We start from the raw sequence: 14,570 nt of genomic DNA on the forward strand, positions 1-14,570 counted from the left end.
GAGCGCCGCGTTCGCAATGCGGAGGTCGTGAGTTCGATCCTCATTCGGTCCACCAAAAATTCCCTACAAAACAGCCTGTTACGTTGAATGCGTGACGGGCTGTTTTGCTTTGAGCGCCCCTCGGACAAGCCTTGAGTTGTCCAAGATTTGTCCTGCTTCTGTCCTTGAAGTGACATCCGCACTGCCATTCCACCAGATCCCCACATCGTCCACAACTATCGATAATTGGCATTCGATAGTGACGGCATAGTCTTTTTGCGTGGTGTGATAGTTTTTCTACATCCTGCCCGCTTTTTCATCCGGGCGGGGTTTTGAAACTTTTGGGCGTTTCGGATCACTCCCGAAACGGGGGCAGCACAGTTAGTCGATGGGCTACCTTATCCAAAACGGTTTGTGTCTAAAGTGCCAAGAGTGGCTTGCGTCACTATGTTCATGTGATCGCAGGCGTAGTGCTTAGACGGACCTTCCGTAAAGATCGCAACCATTATGGGTATTCTTTGCGGAGAGGTTGTATGAAGTGGCGTCTGAGATGCTTTTCGTTTGCTTTCGTTGTTCTCGTGTCGGGCTGTGCGACATATCCGCAAGATCCAGAAAGGCAGGCCCGATACCACGTCGATACCGCTCAGGCGCAGTTTTCTAAGGGAAACACGGAGTTCGCAGGCGCACAGATAGACGTTGCCCTTGAGCGTCCTAACGGAAATCGCTACGTTCAAGAGTGGTTTGATGCCACACCTCGTGCCAAGACTATGTACCAAACCTACCTTGAGGGGAGAGTTGCACGAGTCTTGAACCTGAGGGATGCCCGCGAACTGGTCAGTGATCTAGAACGCGTTGAGTCGGCTGGCGTTCTGGGTTCAAAACAGATTGCAGACTTGCGGAGGGGGCTTGTGGATCAGGTTGTCTCGGGAAACAGACGCGATACGATCAAGATATTGCTTTCGGACGACACATCAAGGTTTCCTGATCTGAATTCACGCGACCATCAAAAGATTATTTTTGATAGAACTGTGCAGCAGTTGCAGGGAAGCGATGAGCCGCGCCCCATTAAGGAACTCTTCGCTTACATTGAAAAGGCCGGTCGCGGCTCCAACGAGTGGAAAACAGTTGAGAGCGCCCTGCCGTCCTTTCATATTAGACGGTCTGAACTCGACGTTGTGGCAAGTCTATTTCCCAGCTTTGCCGATCAGAGGGCTGCCAGCTTAACGCGGTCGATATCACTAGAGGTAAAGAATGCTGACAGGCTATTTGCGGATGATCTTCAAAAGGAGCTTAAGTCCAGCATAAAAGGTGTTAAGTGGGTTTCAAGAGGGGAGCCTAAGTCCTTAACGTTGGTGATAGACCGGGTGCGGCATAAAGAAACGGCTATTCCTGATTCTGCTGAGACGGTCATTTATGCTCAGCATCAAGTTAACTTAGTCGCTGCTGCATTGCTTATGCCTAGAAACGCTTCATACATTTACGAAGTTGTGAAAGCAGGTGCGACGGTGGATTACGGTTATGTAGTTACGCTTTCAGGCGCTGGCAAGGTTTTATCTGATGATGTTGTCCGTGGGCGTCTAGAAAGCACGCGGACACGCTGTCAAAATGCCCGTATTCAGAATGTTTTTGGCGGTACTACGTCAGCGGACTTTATCGCCAACGATGACATGCAGAACCGCTGCGCGGGGAGTCAACAAGGAGGCACGGACGACTTGAATGCACAATTGGTGAGCAAGATTGTTGAAGGCGTACTAAATGTTCCTGAGATAAAGGCTGTTCATTTGGCAAATTAAGGTTGGTGGATTGGATCGCCTATACTAATTCCCTTGTCAGCCGATTCAACGAAGCAAGCCACCGCCCCATGGCGATTCCCTCGGCAGACCGCAAGCCATGCTTGCGGCTGCGTTGCCCGGCCCGATAACGCCCCTCTGGTGATTTCGGGCCGGTCTGTTTTCCGGCTGCATGCTTCCACAGTTCCAGGCCCTTCGCGTGCTCTCGCCGCTGGTCGCGGTCAATTTGCCGGTAGGGCTTGGGCATTGCGCTGGTCCTCAGTCAGTTGTCGGATGGCGCCCTGCACGGCGAGCAGTGATTTTTGGCAGCGTAGCGCGGTGCCTTGCAGTAGGGCGGCATGGTCGGGGCGCCTCGACTCCAGTGCCCGCCGGGTGTAGCTCAGAAACAGGGCTTCAAGTAGCGCAGCCTGGCGGGTGAGGCCTTCAAGGATTTCATCGTCGGGTGCGGTCGCCAGCCGCTGGTTCAATGCAGTCATACCCTTAAAGGCATCTTCAGCGGGGCAGGGGCCAGCGTTGGGTAGGGCCAGGGCCAGAAGGCGGGCGGTTTCGACTGCAGGGTGTTGGTCGAATTGCCAGTCGGCGCCCGCCGACTGGTCGGGAGAGCGGGCAACCGGTTTCAAGTTTGGATCGGTGTTCATTTATACAGTCTCTGTTCTTTTTTGCGGGTGATGCGGGTGTTGCGGGTGATAATTCCGGTACCCCGTGGGAAAGTTTTCTCTCTCTCTATCCATAGACGATAAGAAATAACACCCGCACTACCCGCAACACCCGCACTTTCAGGCTTCGACTACAGCCCAAACCTGTTTTTTGTCCCGATCTTTTCCGCAGGCTCGCAACACCAGGCCCCCGGTGATTCGGTCGCGTCGGTTTCCAAGGGCTCGCCCAATGGACAGCGCCGAGTGGTCACGCTTACCCGCCCCGAGGAACTCAGCCAGGGCCTCGACCACTCCCGTGGGCTGCGCGGCGCTCCAGAGTTTCAGAACATCGCTTGCCGTGAAGGGCGTCCCAAGTCCGAATGTCTCCCCCAGACCTTCGAGAAGTTGACCGAGTGCCGCCTGGTCGGGATCGTCGGCGCCCGCCCCCTCGAGAATGCTGGCGGCCGGGTCGCCCGTGTGACCGATGCCAGCTTCCTCAGTCAGGCCCTCGCCCTGAAGCCAGAGCACGCAGGACCGAATCATGCGCGACCAGGCAGGAAAGCCCGCTTCCCCCGTCCCGAGGGCTGGCGAGCCCGCAGCAAAGAAACCTGCCATGACAGCGCAGACCCCGGCGGCAATGGCTTGGCGCTCCACGATGGCCCGCTCGACCGGATCAAAGCCAAAACGCAACGCTTGAGGGGTTTCCGTGCCGGTATCAATCCGCACCTTCAGGAAGCGGCGCCCCAGGTCTCGTGACAGATTCGCATTGTTTGCCGTGCCCAAGACCACGAGCCGGGCCTCGCCTGAAAAGGTCGAATTGCCGCCGAGAATGCGCTCGCCCTCAATGCGTCCGCTGGTCAGGTAAGCTGCCAGGACATTGGAATCGAAGTGGCCTTTGATGTTGTCCAGCAGCAGGGCCTGAGCCCCTTCGAGCCCCAGCGCTACGAGTCGCTTCGACATTTCAGCTTCTGCGCCGCTCCCACCAGACCAGGGGGCCACACCTCGCCGCCCTCGCACCAGTGCCGCGATGGCTTCCGCAGCCAGTGTTTTGCCAGAACCCTGTACTGGGGCATCGAACATCGTGCCCGGCGCAGTCGGCAGGGCAGGGCGGCAAGTGGCACCGATGATCGTTGCCAGCATGGCGCCCCGGTCCTCGTCCCCGGCGAAGCGAAAGCTCGACCAGGGGCGCCACAGTTGCCGCAGAGCCCCGACCACTTCGCCCCGTGTCGGGCTGTCTGGAATATTCGGTTCCAATTCCGGCGCAAGCGCAAGAAACACCCCCGTCCCTTGGTGATGACCAGGCCGGGTTACAACTTCACCGTTTGGCGTTGCATAGGGCACGGTCGCCACCCCCGCCAATTCTCGGAAGCTCATCGCGTACCTCCGCCCACAAGCGCCAGCACCATGTCAGCCGCATCGGCGGGCATGTCCGCTGCGTGGACGTTGCCCTTCTGGTCTCGCGTGCAGAGGGCGAAGCGCGTTCCCACCAGATGGCGCAGCCCTGGCTTTGTGATGCGCCGAACGCCACCGTCCGTCTGAACCTGCACCAGTTGCCCGCCTCGTGAAAATACGTCGCCCTCACGCGCCAAGCGCTCGGCGATGGTGTCCGCAAGTTCGGCCTGTCGCCCCCGCATAATCTCAATGGCTTCGGGTTGGCGGCGAAGCCGGTAGTTTTGCCCACCGTGAGCGCGACTGGTGAGGGTTGGCGAACCGCCGAACAGGAATAGCTTCGCGCACACCTTGCCCCCGAGGTAATCAGGCTCCAGAGGGTCACGGCACAGGCGCCCGTGGTATTTCTCGCGGTCGTCCAGGGCTTTGCCGACGGTGATTTCCGTGCCGTCGTCCAGAATCAGCGGAAAATCACCGAGAAGCTGGCCGGCAAGCGCCGCCTTGATGGATCGTTCGGCGCGTTCTTTGGCTTCGACTTCGGGCACGCCCTTGGTGACGAGTCGTGCGGCTTCCTCCGTGATCCGGCCCGCTTCCCACCGCGCCCGCTGTGCTTCCGCCGCAGGCTTTGCAGCCTCCAGGGCCTCAGCTTGCAAGGCTTCAACGCGCTGCCGTTCGTCTCGCGTGAGGGGCGGGATTGTTGCCCGCGTGTCGGTGAAACCACCATCTGACAGCACCACGGGGGCGCCCCGTCGCTGTTCGAGAGGCGGACGGCAGATGGCCCCGCCGCAGAAGTCCAGGCGTGCGGGCTCGCTCATGGCGTGATCGAAAAGCCCCCTCACAAGGCGCTGGCCCGCTGCGCCGATTTCGACACGCCCATACCCGGCAATCCAAAGACGTGCCTCCAGGGCCTCGAAAGCGCGGGGAATGTCCGCTGCTTCGCCGACCATGACGTAAAGCCGTTGCCCGCGAAGTCCCTGGCGTTCTTGGTTGCCCTCGAAAATGTGGCTCGACCCAGAGCACCACCAGACCACACCCGCCGAAGCGAGCCCTGGCGCAACTTGCTGGACGGCGCCCCACAGCGCGTCACGGCCCAGGGCCTCACCATGGGCGGGTGGATCGAAGTCCAGCACGAGCAGACCACCGACGCCCGCCGCGAAGCCGAAGTCGGATTTGGACCGGGCAAGGGCGCCAGGGTTGTCACGCTTGGCGGATTTGGTGACGAGGCGTCCGCTTGTCGCACCGTTCAGCGGTGTGGAGGCGGTGATTGCCTGGTCGGTGCCGACCGACGCGAGAACGTCCGACAGTCCCCACACGTTCTCGAAGCTCACCGCCTCGAATGTGCCCTCGACCAGTTGGCCGGCGGTGTCCTTCCGCAGGTTGCCACCCTCGACCAGTCGGAAAATCTTGCCCAGTCTCTCGGGCTTGACCGCGGTAATTTTGACAATAACGCCCGTCATGCTGCACCCCCGTCACGCAGGACATATCGAGCCATTGCATGCAAGGCCCCCGCGCTATCTACAATGCGGGCGCGGACTGTTAAAATATCCAGGCCTGAGCGGCGAAGCTCCAGTACCCGCGCAGCGGGCGACATGATGCCGAGGGCTTCACGGGCTTGGATCGTGGTGACCGGGCCTTGCCGCAGTTCGGCAAGAAGAACGGCACGTTGGCGTGCTTTGGCGTGGTCGCCGGGTTCAAATCGGTTTTCGACAGTCACAACAAAAATCCTTGTTTTTGCTGCGCTACCCCACTAGAGTGGCGAACGCAATACATCAAGTGGTCACGGCTGGTACCCGTGGGCACGGTTTAAAGAGTCGTTCCGGCTCTACTCAAGCCAATCGGGATTAGGCCCCCGGTTGGCTTTTGTTTTTTTCAGTGCTTCGGTTTCTGTCCCGTCTTGCGCGCCTCTAGCCAGGCTTGAACCTCGGCCTTCAAAAACGTCCGGTTGCCTCGCTCCCATCGCTCCGGCAGCGGGAGCTTTCCCCGGTGTGCAGCTTGTCGCAACGCGGTTGCGCTTCCTCCGACGAACTCCGCCAACTCCCGCCAACCGATCAAATGTTCTTCCATGGAAATTCCTCTTTGTCATAAAGTGACAAGCCGAGTGTGAGGGCGGGGTGTCACACTGGCAACAGATCGCCGCACTTTTTAGCGTTTGGGACAAAGGCGGCGTGTGAGTTGGTGCAACTCGTAAAGCAGGTTTGGCAGCTCCGAAACGATGCAGGCCCGCACTGTTTCGTCACCATGCAACAGCGCGTCAATCAGCGCGGGGCGCAGGTTTTCGAGTTCGGTCACCAGCTTCGTGAGGGCATCGGCGGTGCGGGCATGTTTCAGACTGATGGAGCGGGGCATCGTGTTTTCTCCTGATTTTCGGCCCCCGGTTTGGGGCCGCAATCGAAGTGTCAGCCCGCCGCCTTGCGCGGAAAATTGGACGCCGAAACCGTGTCGGCCTGGTTTCCGGGTTCGGAGTTTTGCCCGGTTTGGCGCCGGAAGATTTCGACCAGGCGGCGCACGGCTTGCCCCTGTCGCAGTTCGGCGGCTTGCCCACCAGCAGGGCGCCCACCGGGGAAAACGAAGAACTTGCCCCCTGTTTTCGCGGAATAGCCGCGCAACGTGTCGGGAGCGGGCAGAGGTTCGCCAGGCCGATGCCAAAGCCCGACCTGCCCCATCGCGGTCGCAAGGCCTTGTGCCGTGAAGCCCGGATCATCCGGGTCGATTTCTCCGCTCGACACCAGGGCTTCGCAGAAGCGGCGGACTCTTTCCACGTGCCAGGCCTCGCCAGTGCCCTCAGATTTCGGCGCTGAAACTCCCTGCATTATCCATTCCGCAATCAGAGGCCCGACCTCGCCTAGATCCTCGAAGTACGGGCGCAGGTCGGCGGCACGGATGTAGTGCTCAAGGTGTTGCCCGCCGCTAATGGTGATGGCGTGACCACCGAAACTGGCGAGCGTTCGGGCGGCGTTGGTAACTGTCTCCGAGCGTTCGGGCGCAACCAGGCCTAAATCGACAAGGCGACGCAGGGCTACGGCGAGGGCTTCGTCAGCGGCATACCTCCCGTGAGGTGCTTGCAGGTTTGCCGATGATAGGCGGCAGATTTCCGCGATGGACAACGCTTGCGGAAGGTCGCCCCGCTTGGCGCGGGTGAAGATAGTCTCGTGCATGATGTTCCCGTCCTGAGCCCGCCGCTTTGTGGGAAGGGGGGCTGGGAGCGCGGACGGGGTGCGCTCCTCTTTGGCTGATCTGTTTAGCTTTTAACTTATTGTCATGTTGTTGGTCTAATCTGAAAAGCATTTCCCTGAATTTATTAGTAGGTGATAAATGGATAACAGACTAAACAGTGCAGCTTATGAGGCTCTTGTTGCCGAGATCGTCCGAGCGCTGAAGCAGGCGGCTCCGTCTCTCAGTGATTCGCAAATTGGTAAAGGGGCAACGAATCGAATCCCAGGAAAATCGGGGTATAAACACCAGATCGATGTTTCAATCAATTTTGGGGACGGACGGCTGCATTTAATTGACTGCAAACTGTGGCAGGGCCCTGTGGGAGTGTCAGAGGTGCTAGTGATGCAGGGGCGCCTTGATGACATAGCGCCTTGCCATCAAGGTCGGGTAACTGGTGCTCTTGTGAGCAAGAGCGGTTATTCGCGCAATGCAGAAAAACTAGCTCGTTTCTTTTGCATAGAGTTGGAGCATGCCCATTCGGTTGAAGAGTACATTTTGAGAGTCGGTAAGCTGGTTGGAGCCGCAGTCCAGTCTACTTTTTCAGTGAAAGATGTTGCTGAGGCGGAAATCGTGAAAGCCATAAAAATGTAAACAAATCAATCGAGTATGCGCGCCGTGTCGAAGTGATCAAGCCGCTTGGCCAGTAGCATGCCAAGCCGCGCCAGTAACTCGTCGTGGTCGCTGTGTACGATTTCAACCCAGTCGGGCCGATAGAGCTTTCTCACCTGCCACTGCGATACGCTCAGGGCCTGAGCCATGCTTGCCCGGCTCAGACCGAATAGCCGGGCAACGGTCCCAAAGGGTGAGCCCTCCAAACTGATACGGCGCAGCAGCCAGTCGGCCCGCCCGCGTTTGAGTGTGTGCGGCGGGCGCCCTTCACCCCAGACCACGTGCAGACCCTCGACCAAGCCAGCGGTAATGATCGTTCGGACGCCCTCGGGCAGGGTTTCGTCCCCGCACTTAAGGGCGCGTTGGAAGGCGTCCGCATCAATGCGGAGCGGTTCAATCAGGCCGGCGTCCTCCTGCCAGCGTGCAACCCGCTCAACCTCCTGCGCTGTGATGTTCGCGGACATAGCGAGGACTTGGGCAAGGGTGGCGATTGTGTTTGTCATTCTGAGTTTTCCAGGTTGTGATGATTCAGGCGGATTTCCCGGCCAGCTTGGCGGCGAGGGTTTCGGGTCGGTGATGGACGTACCGCTGCACGAGTTGCAGCGTCCGGTGACCGGACACGCTTGCAATCTCGGTGGCGCCAAAGCCTTGTTCAGCCAAGCGGCTCAGGGCTTCATGCCGTAGGCAGTGGAAGGACACGCCGACGAGAAAGTCCGAGTCCTCGCCCTGATAGTCGCGCCGGGCGTGGGCCACGGCACGGGCGAATGCCTGCGTCACGCTGTCCCCACGAAGGGCGAACACCTTGCCGTCCAGGCGCCGGGGCATTGCTTCAAGTACGCCGATGGCCCGAGGGCTGAGGGGCAGGACGCGGGCATGGCCGTTTTTCGTGGTGCCGGCGGCAAGGCGGGCCGTTCGCCGCTTGAGGTCGATACCTGCCCAGGTGAGGGAGAGCAGTTCCCCACGCCGAGCACCCGTTTCGACGGCGAGGCGGACAAGGTGCGCGAGGCTTTCCGACTGAGATGCGGAGCAGATCGCCATGATTTCCGCATCGCTCACACGGCGATCCTTCTGGTTCATTACGCGAGGCTTGCGGGCCTGGCGGAACGGGTTGCCGTTCGGCAGGGGAATCGACCACTCCCTTTCGGCATGGGCCAAGACGTGCCCCAGGACCGCCCATTCTCGGGCCAGGGTTGCCGGCTTAACCAGTTTGAGGCGGGCATCACGCCAGCGGGCCACGTCTGCCGGTGAAACCTCAGCTACAAGCCGCGCCAACATGGGCTTGGCTACGCTTTCCTGCCTGAGAATTGCGCCAAGTAGGTACGCTTCCTGGGCTGCGCCGCGCTTGGTCGGGGTGACTTCGGCGAGGTAGCGCGTCACAAGGTCGCGCAGGGTTGTGTCCACGTCCCGAGCCCGGTACATGCCACGGGCCATGTCCGCTTCGGTAGCGGCGGCGAATGCTTCGGCGTCTCGCTTCAAATCAAAGCTACGCGATACTGTGGGGTGACCCTTGCGGCTAATGCGTACCCGCCACTTGCCGTCACGCTGGGTGATTGATGCCATGATGGTTCAAGCCTCCGTTTGTCCAAGGCTTGTCCGAGGGATGGCGGTGACCTTCGCACTGGTTGACTAAGTCGTTGAACCGTCTATAATCGCGGCCCTGGTGACGCTGATTGAGCGCCGCGTTCGCAATGCGGAGGTCGTGAGTTCGATCCTCATTCGGTCCACCAAGGTTTCAAAAATGCCAACAGGCACGGCTTGCTGACATTTTTAATCAGCAGCACCCCGTGGAGGGGTTCCCGAGCGGTCAAAGGGATCAGACTGTAAATCTGACGGCACTGCCTTCGAAGGTTCGAATCCTTCCCCCTCCACCACAAGAATTCATGAAAAGGCCCGAGTGAAAGCTTGGGCCTTTTTTACATTTTGCGTGCGTAGCTGACCGGTAGTGAAATGCAGGGTGCCCCATTGAATTCATTCGGGGGTGTCGGTGCCTTCCGGTTTTCACTTCTTTTTTGCAAAGGTCACCCATGTATCCAGTCCAAGATGTCGATGCGCTCCTGCTCTTGTCCATGCTGCTTGCCACCAAGCGGAGGCCGGCCGACATGGTCGAGATCGTCGCGGCGGCGGATCTGCTCGACGGCGGCGTCGGTTCCGAGGCGCGCTGGGCCGAGGCCTTCCGCCGTTTCGCGACCCACGACCTGATCGTCGAGGTGGATGGCCGTTACACGCTGACGGAAGCCGGTGTGCAGCTCGTGCATCGCCTGCCGAAGAAGGCGGATACCGCCGAGCGGATCTTCCTGCTGCGCGAAAAGCTCTCCGAATACGAGCCGGCGGAGAAGACCCCGTCCATCGTCATGCAGGAGGAGCAGGTGGCCGAGGCGGTGCGTGCCCACCAGGCCTCCAAGTCCGTCGGCGGCAAGAACCTGCTGATGCCGAAGGCCAAGCCCGTCGAAGAGGACGTGCAACCCCGCCGTCGGCCGGGCGGCTGGCGCCGGGGCTGACCCGGTGCAGCTGGCCAACGGGCGCTGGCGAGGGCTGGCCTTCGTCGATATCGAGACCAATGGCGGCGCGGCCACCGACGAGGGAATCACCGAGGTCGGGATCGTCGAGGTGGACGAGGACGGCGTGCGGGAGTGGTCGCAGCTGATCCGGCCGTCCAGCCGCATTCCGGAGTTCATCACCCGCCTGACCGGCATCAGCAACGAGATGGTGGCGGATGCGCCGCGCTTTGCCGAAGTGGCGGCGGAGATCCATGCGCGCCTCGACGGGCGCTTGTTCATCGCCCACAACGCGCGTTTCGATCACGGCTATTTGCGCAATGCCTTCGAGCGGGCCGGCCTGGCTCTGAAGCCGCCGGTGCTGTGTACCGTCAAGCTGTCGCGGGCCCTGTATCCGGAGCACAAGCGCCACGGCCTCGACAGCCTGATCGAGCGGCATGGCCTGCGGGTTGGCGAGCGCCATCGGGCGCTGGCCGATGCCCAGCTGATCTGGCAGTTCTGGCAGCACATCCACGGGCATTTCGACGAAGGGCGGATCGATGCCGAGATCGCGCGGCTGACCGGCCGGCCGTCGGTGCCGCCGCAGCTGGACGAGTCCGTTCTCGATGAGCTGCCGGAGCGGCCGGGCGTGTATCTCTTTTTCGGCGAAAACGACCTCCCGCTGTACGTGGGCAAGAGCAAGGACATCCGCACGCGGGTGCTGTCCCACTTCAGCGCCGACCACCGCAACGCCAAGGAGATGGCCCTGTCCCAGCAGCTGCGGCGGGTCGAGTGGATAGAGACGGCCGGCGAGATCGAGGCGCTGCTGCTGGAGGCCTCGCTGGTGAAAAGCCGCCAGCCGATCCACAACCGCCGCCTGCGTCGCCAGTCCGAGCTGTGCGCGTGGCGGCTGGTGGAGGACGGCGAGGGCGGCCGGCGCCCCGAACTGGTGTACGCGCGTGACCTGACGGAGAACTGGGGCGATGACCTGTTCGGCTTCTTCGGCAGCCGGGCGACGGCGTTGCGCACGCTGCGTGGTCTGGCTGAAGAACACAACCTGTGCCAGGTCTGCCTCGGGCTCGAGAAGCAGCCGCCCGGCCAGCCCTGTTTCGGCTACCAGCTGAAGCGCTGCCGCGGCGTCTGCGTCGGGGGCGAAAGCCGTGGGATGCACACCGCCCGCCTGCTGATGGCCTTGCAGAAACTGAAGGTCGAGGCCTGGCCGCATGCCGGCCCGGTGGGCATCCGCGAGGGTACGGCGGTGCACGTGGTGGACAACTGGTGCTACCTGGGCACGGCGAAGGACGAGGCGGAGGTGTTCGCGCTGCTGGAAACCGCGCGGCCCGCCTTCGATGGTGACGTGTTCAAGATTCTGCAGAAGGCGCTCCAACGCGCCCGCATCGTGCCGCTGCCGGTCAGCGGGCGATGACGCTGACCGTGTGGGTTGCGATGGGCTGGGTTTCCCATTCGCGCTTGAGCAGGAGGTCGATGCGGTAGTGGCCGGCCCGTGTGGCCCGCAGTGTGAAATGCTGGTGACCCTGTGTGCCAGGCGGGGTGCCAGCGGCAGCGCCGAAGCTGCTGTCCATCAGCTCGATGCCATCGGGCAGGGCTTGGGTGGTCCACAGGTAGCCGCTGCTCGGCGTCGCCGCCAGGTCGATCCCGAATGGCGTACCGACGGTGGTGTGGATCTGTGTGCTCATGGTTTCGCGTCTGTGGGGCGGGCCGGGGCACAGCCCCGGCCCTGTTCATTCTAGACGTACCACTTATGCCACATGGCCGAATCCGTGCCCTCGACGAAGCAGTCCAGCCGCCCCGCGGCCCAGGAGCTGACGCCGACCGCGGAGCTCAGCGTGCCGCCGAGGTCTTCCTCGCCGCTCCACTTGGCGCCGTCCCACCAGCGATGCCACATGTGGGAGTTCTGGCCGGGGTAGAACACGTCGATACGGTTGGGGCCCCAGGATTCGGCGGCCGGCGAGTCGGACAGCACGCCCTTGAGGTCTTCCCAGGCACTCCACTTACTGCCGTCCCACCACTTGTGCCACAGGTGCATGTCGTAGCCGCGCACGAAGGTGTCGAGGCGGTTGGCGCTCCATGACGATACCGCCGGGGCGGAGCTGAGGCCGCCGCCGAGGCTTTCCCAGCCGTGCCAGCCGCCGCCGTCCCACCACAAGTGCCACATGGCCTGGTCCATGCCGCGGGCGAACACGTCGATGCGGTTGGGGCCCCAGGAGACGGCGGCTGGTTCCGACGACAGCACGCCGCCGAGGTCTTCCCAGCCGCTCCAGCCGCCCTGGTACCAGCGGTGCCACAGGTGATGGTTGAGGCCCACCGCGAAGATGTCGAGGCGTCCGCTGGCCCAGGAGCAGATGGCCGGCGCGCCGTGGATCAGGCCGCCGAGATTCTCCCAGCCGAACCATGCGTTGCCGTCCCACCAGCGGTGCCAGACGGCGGAGTCGAGGCCGCGGGCGACCACATCGATGCGGTTGCTGGCCCACGAGACGGCGCTGGGGCGGGAGGTGATCTGGCCGCCGAGGTTCTCCCAGCCGTGCCAGCCATGGACCACTGGCAGCACCACGCCGCGGGCGGTCCAGAACGGGAACTCGGTGTCGATGCCGGCTTCACCGTAGGCGATCTTGAAGAAGCCGGCGTTACCCCAGCCGGCCCCCCAGGAGTTCTTGCAGATCCAGCATTGCTCGGCTTCCGAGTAGCCGATGACCTGCACGCAATGCAGCCCCACGTCCGCACCGGTGACGTGGTGATAGACGCCGTTGCCGTAGGAGAAGAAGTCGTTGAAGACGTGGAAGACGGCGCAACAGGGGCCGACATTGCTCAGGTAGTTCTTGCGGTCGACGATGTTGGCGAGGGTGCCCGGCGTGGTGATCTTGACGGCCCGCGCATCCCGGTTGGGGCCAACGATGCATTTCGGCGTCGGGGCCGGTGGGGCGAAGGCGCTGGCGTAGGGGAAGCAGGCCTCGTCGGGAATGCCGCGCAGACGGACCTGGTCGATGGCCTGGTCGGGCCACCAGCCGCCGCAGCTGGCGCCGTGGCTGGAGCAGAAGTGCAGATCGGCCTCGGAAAGGTCGAGCAGCTGGCCGGCTTCAATGGATGCCATCGATTCGACGGTGGCGGCGGTGCCGAAAGAGACGCAGGAGCCGCAGTTACCCTGGTCCTTGACGGGGGTGACGTGGTTCCCGTTGCGGTTGCGCCAGTCCACGGCCGGCGCGAAATTGGCCTGCGGTGCGGCTGCGGCCCTTGGGACCGCCATGGCCGCAGCCAGCGCGGCGGGGTCGATGGTGACGCCCAGCAGGGCCTGCTTGGCGGCGTCGCTCAGGTTGGCTTGGAGGTTCTGGCGTGGCTGCCATCGGGCCCTGGCCTGGGTGAGACTGCCGGCGATGCTGCGTATGTCGAGTACGGGCATGGTGTGTCTCCTTCCGCGTGGTTTCGCGAACGGCTCACCTTGGAGGGCGAAGGCTGCCGGCCGGCGGGTGAGCCACGGCGCCGGTATCGCCACGGGGGCTGGCAGAGCGCATGCCCCTCTTGGAGTCCACGGGCCGGCAGATGAGGGCGAGGGCCGGCAAGATCGGGATGAAGATGTCCCTCCGACGACCTGTGTCCGAGGTGTCGGGTGAAATGTATTGAACTGACGGAGACGTATCCCGAGTGAGATGCGCTAGGCGATGCCGGCTGCCCTTCAGTAGGGAAGTGGCGCACGCCCTTTGTCGAAGTCGGGAGAGCCGGGGCGGGGGGCTGTCCTCAAGCCCTGTGGCAGCATGTGCATCTGGCTGCGCCCCGGCTTATTCACGCTTCAAGATAGTCGACGCGGAGCCCTTGCAAGTGACATTTGATACCCGTCTTGGGCAGGCTCTGGCAGGCCGCCTCAGCGTGGCCTGAGGCTTGCGGGAATGGGCTTCGGGGCGAGCTTCTCTGCCGCGACCTCAAGGGCGTACAGCGTGCCGCCGGTGGCGAGCCAGGCGTTGACCCAGTCGGGTGTGGGACCGGAGCCGGACCAGGTAAGGGCGCGGTTGGAGGGGTGCATGAAGCGTACCGGCGGGGTTTCCGCGGCAGGTTGCGGCGCCTCTTCGGTGACCGGTGTTTCCACCAGCACGGCCTGTTTTTCCTTCTCCGCCTCGAGCCGGGCCTTTTCTGCGGCCGCTTCGCGGCGGGCCTTGTCGGCCGCCTTCTTGCGCTCCTTGGCCGCGGCCTGGGCACGAGCCTTTTCGGCAGCAGCTTCTGCTGCAGCGGCTTCCGCCGCGGCCCGGGCTGCTGCTTCGGCTGCCACACGGGCGGCCTCTTCCTCGGCTGCACGAAGTGCGCGCTCGGCCTCTTCGGCCTGGCGCCGGGCTGCTTCCTGTTCTTCCTGTTCCCGCTTGAGGATCTCGGCTTTGATCTGCTCCGCGAGTTCTTCGAGCTCGGGCAGCGAATACGACTTCAATTCTGTCATGGAGGACGATGCGGGTTCGACGGGAGCGAGAGGGGTGATCATG

The 14,570-nt window shown here is 62.2% G+C and carries 16 protein-coding genes and 1 tRNA gene; 5 read left to right on the forward strand and 12 right to left on the reverse strand.

Annotated features, from left to right (window positions below):
- The first annotated feature begins 512 nt into the window (after positions 1-512).
- The gene (locus ACE3RX_RS21450; RefSeq protein ID WP_374487009.1) at positions 513-1,772 is read left to right on the forward strand and encodes a hypothetical protein; all 1,260 of its coding nucleotides are present in this window, start codon (positions 513-515) and stop codon (positions 1,770-1,772) included.
- Between the two features lie 218 nt (positions 1,773-1,990).
- On the opposite strand, the gene ACE3RX_RS21455 is transcribed toward ACE3RX_RS21450, so the two are convergent.
- The 7 genes from ACE3RX_RS21455 to ACE3RX_RS21485 form a co-directional block, all read right to left on the reverse strand.
- On the reverse strand, positions 1,991-2,407 hold the full coding sequence (locus tag ACE3RX_RS21455) for a hypothetical protein (protein ID WP_374487010.1): 417 nt from the start codon (positions 2,405-2,407) through the stop codon (positions 1,991-1,993).
- Positions 2,408-2,545: 138 nt separating this feature from the next.
- A complete protein-coding gene (locus ACE3RX_RS21460) occupies positions 2,546-3,778 on the reverse strand; it encodes a hypothetical protein (RefSeq protein WP_374487011.1) in 1,233 nt (410 codons plus the stop codon).
- Positions 3,775-5,250, reverse strand: a complete 1,476-nt coding sequence (locus tag ACE3RX_RS21465; protein ID WP_374487012.1) for a hypothetical protein — start codon at positions 5,248-5,250, stop codon at positions 3,775-3,777. Before ACE3RX_RS21465 ends, ACE3RX_RS21460 begins: the two co-directional genes overlap by 4 nt.
- On the reverse strand, positions 5,247-5,507 hold the full coding sequence (locus tag ACE3RX_RS21470; RefSeq protein ID WP_374487013.1) for a helix-turn-helix domain-containing protein: 261 nt from the start codon (positions 5,505-5,507) through the stop codon (positions 5,247-5,249). Before ACE3RX_RS21470 ends, ACE3RX_RS21465 begins: the two co-directional genes overlap by 4 nt.
- Positions 5,508-5,662: 155 nt before the next feature.
- On the reverse strand, positions 5,663-5,857 hold the full coding sequence (locus ACE3RX_RS21475; protein ID WP_374487014.1) for a helix-turn-helix transcriptional regulator: 195 nt from the start codon (positions 5,855-5,857) through the stop codon (positions 5,663-5,665).
- A 78-nt stretch (positions 5,858-5,935) separates the two neighbouring features.
- On the reverse strand, positions 5,936-6,139 hold the full coding sequence (locus ACE3RX_RS21480; RefSeq protein ID WP_374487015.1) for a hypothetical protein: 204 nt from the start codon (positions 6,137-6,139) through the stop codon (positions 5,936-5,938).
- A gap of 50 nt (positions 6,140-6,189) precedes the next feature.
- A complete protein-coding gene (locus ACE3RX_RS21485) occupies positions 6,190-6,948 on the reverse strand; it encodes a hypothetical protein (protein ID WP_374487016.1) in 759 nt (252 codons plus the stop codon).
- Positions 6,949-7,105: 157 nt separating this feature from the next.
- On the opposite strand from ACE3RX_RS21485, the gene ACE3RX_RS21490 reads away from it, so the two are divergent.
- On the forward strand, positions 7,106-7,597 hold the full coding sequence (locus ACE3RX_RS21490; protein ID WP_374487017.1) for a restriction endonuclease: 492 nt from the start codon (positions 7,106-7,108) through the stop codon (positions 7,595-7,597).
- A 5-nt stretch (positions 7,598-7,602) separates the two neighbouring features.
- On the opposite strand, the gene ACE3RX_RS21495 is transcribed toward ACE3RX_RS21490, so the two are convergent.
- Together ACE3RX_RS21495 and ACE3RX_RS21500 are read right to left on the reverse strand one after the other, a co-directional pair.
- The gene (locus tag ACE3RX_RS21495) at positions 7,603-8,118 is read right to left on the reverse strand and encodes a hypothetical protein (protein WP_374487018.1); all 516 of its coding nucleotides are present in this window, start codon (positions 8,116-8,118) and stop codon (positions 7,603-7,605) included.
- Positions 8,119-8,143: 25 nt separating this feature from the next.
- On the reverse strand, positions 8,144-9,175 hold the full coding sequence (locus ACE3RX_RS21500; protein WP_374487019.1) for a site-specific integrase: 1,032 nt from the start codon (positions 9,173-9,175) through the stop codon (positions 8,144-8,146).
- Positions 9,176-9,401: 226 nt separating this feature from the next.
- Here ACE3RX_RS21500 and ACE3RX_RS21505 point away from each other — a divergent pair.
- The 3 genes from ACE3RX_RS21505 (at position 9,402) to ACE3RX_RS21515 (ending at position 11,515) form a co-directional block, all read left to right on the forward strand.
- A tRNA-Tyr gene (locus ACE3RX_RS21505) sits at positions 9,402-9,486 on the forward strand.
- A gap of 153 nt (positions 9,487-9,639) precedes the next feature.
- Complete coding sequence (locus ACE3RX_RS21510; RefSeq protein ID WP_374487020.1) at positions 9,640-10,113, forward strand: hypothetical protein; 474 nt, start codon at positions 9,640-9,642, stop codon at positions 10,111-10,113.
- A gap of 4 nt (positions 10,114-10,117) precedes the next feature.
- Positions 10,118-11,515: an exonuclease domain-containing protein gene (locus ACE3RX_RS21515; RefSeq protein WP_374487021.1), complete on the forward strand. Its 1,398-nt coding sequence runs from the start codon at positions 10,118-10,120 to the stop codon at positions 11,513-11,515.
- On the opposite strand, the gene ACE3RX_RS21520 is transcribed toward ACE3RX_RS21515, so the two are convergent.
- The 3 genes from ACE3RX_RS21520 to ACE3RX_RS21530 all read right to left on the reverse strand — a co-directional run bounded on the left by ACE3RX_RS21520 (position 11,502) and on the right by ACE3RX_RS21530 (position 14,527).
- Positions 11,502-11,786: a protease inhibitor I42 family protein gene (locus tag ACE3RX_RS21520; protein ID WP_374487022.1), complete on the reverse strand. Its 285-nt coding sequence runs from the start codon at positions 11,784-11,786 to the stop codon at positions 11,502-11,504. The genes ACE3RX_RS21515 and ACE3RX_RS21520 overlap by 14 nt on opposite strands.
- A 50-nt stretch (positions 11,787-11,836) precedes the next feature.
- Complete coding sequence (locus ACE3RX_RS21525; RefSeq protein WP_374487023.1) at positions 11,837-13,504, reverse strand: C1 family peptidase; 1,668 nt, start codon at positions 13,502-13,504, stop codon at positions 11,837-11,839.
- 459 nt (positions 13,505-13,963) lie between these two features.
- Positions 13,964-14,527 carry an H-NS family nucleoid-associated regulatory protein gene (locus ACE3RX_RS21530; protein WP_374487024.1) on the reverse strand — a complete coding sequence of 188 codons (564 nt, stop codon included), beginning with the start codon at positions 14,525-14,527 and terminating at the stop codon, positions 13,964-13,966.
- Between the last annotated feature and the right edge of the window lie 43 nt (positions 14,528-14,570).

The sequence above is a fragment of the Zoogloea sp. genome, assembly GCF_041914405.1.
In the GTDB taxonomy this organism is placed as follows: domain Bacteria; phylum Pseudomonadota; class Gammaproteobacteria; order Burkholderiales; family Rhodocyclaceae; genus Zoogloea.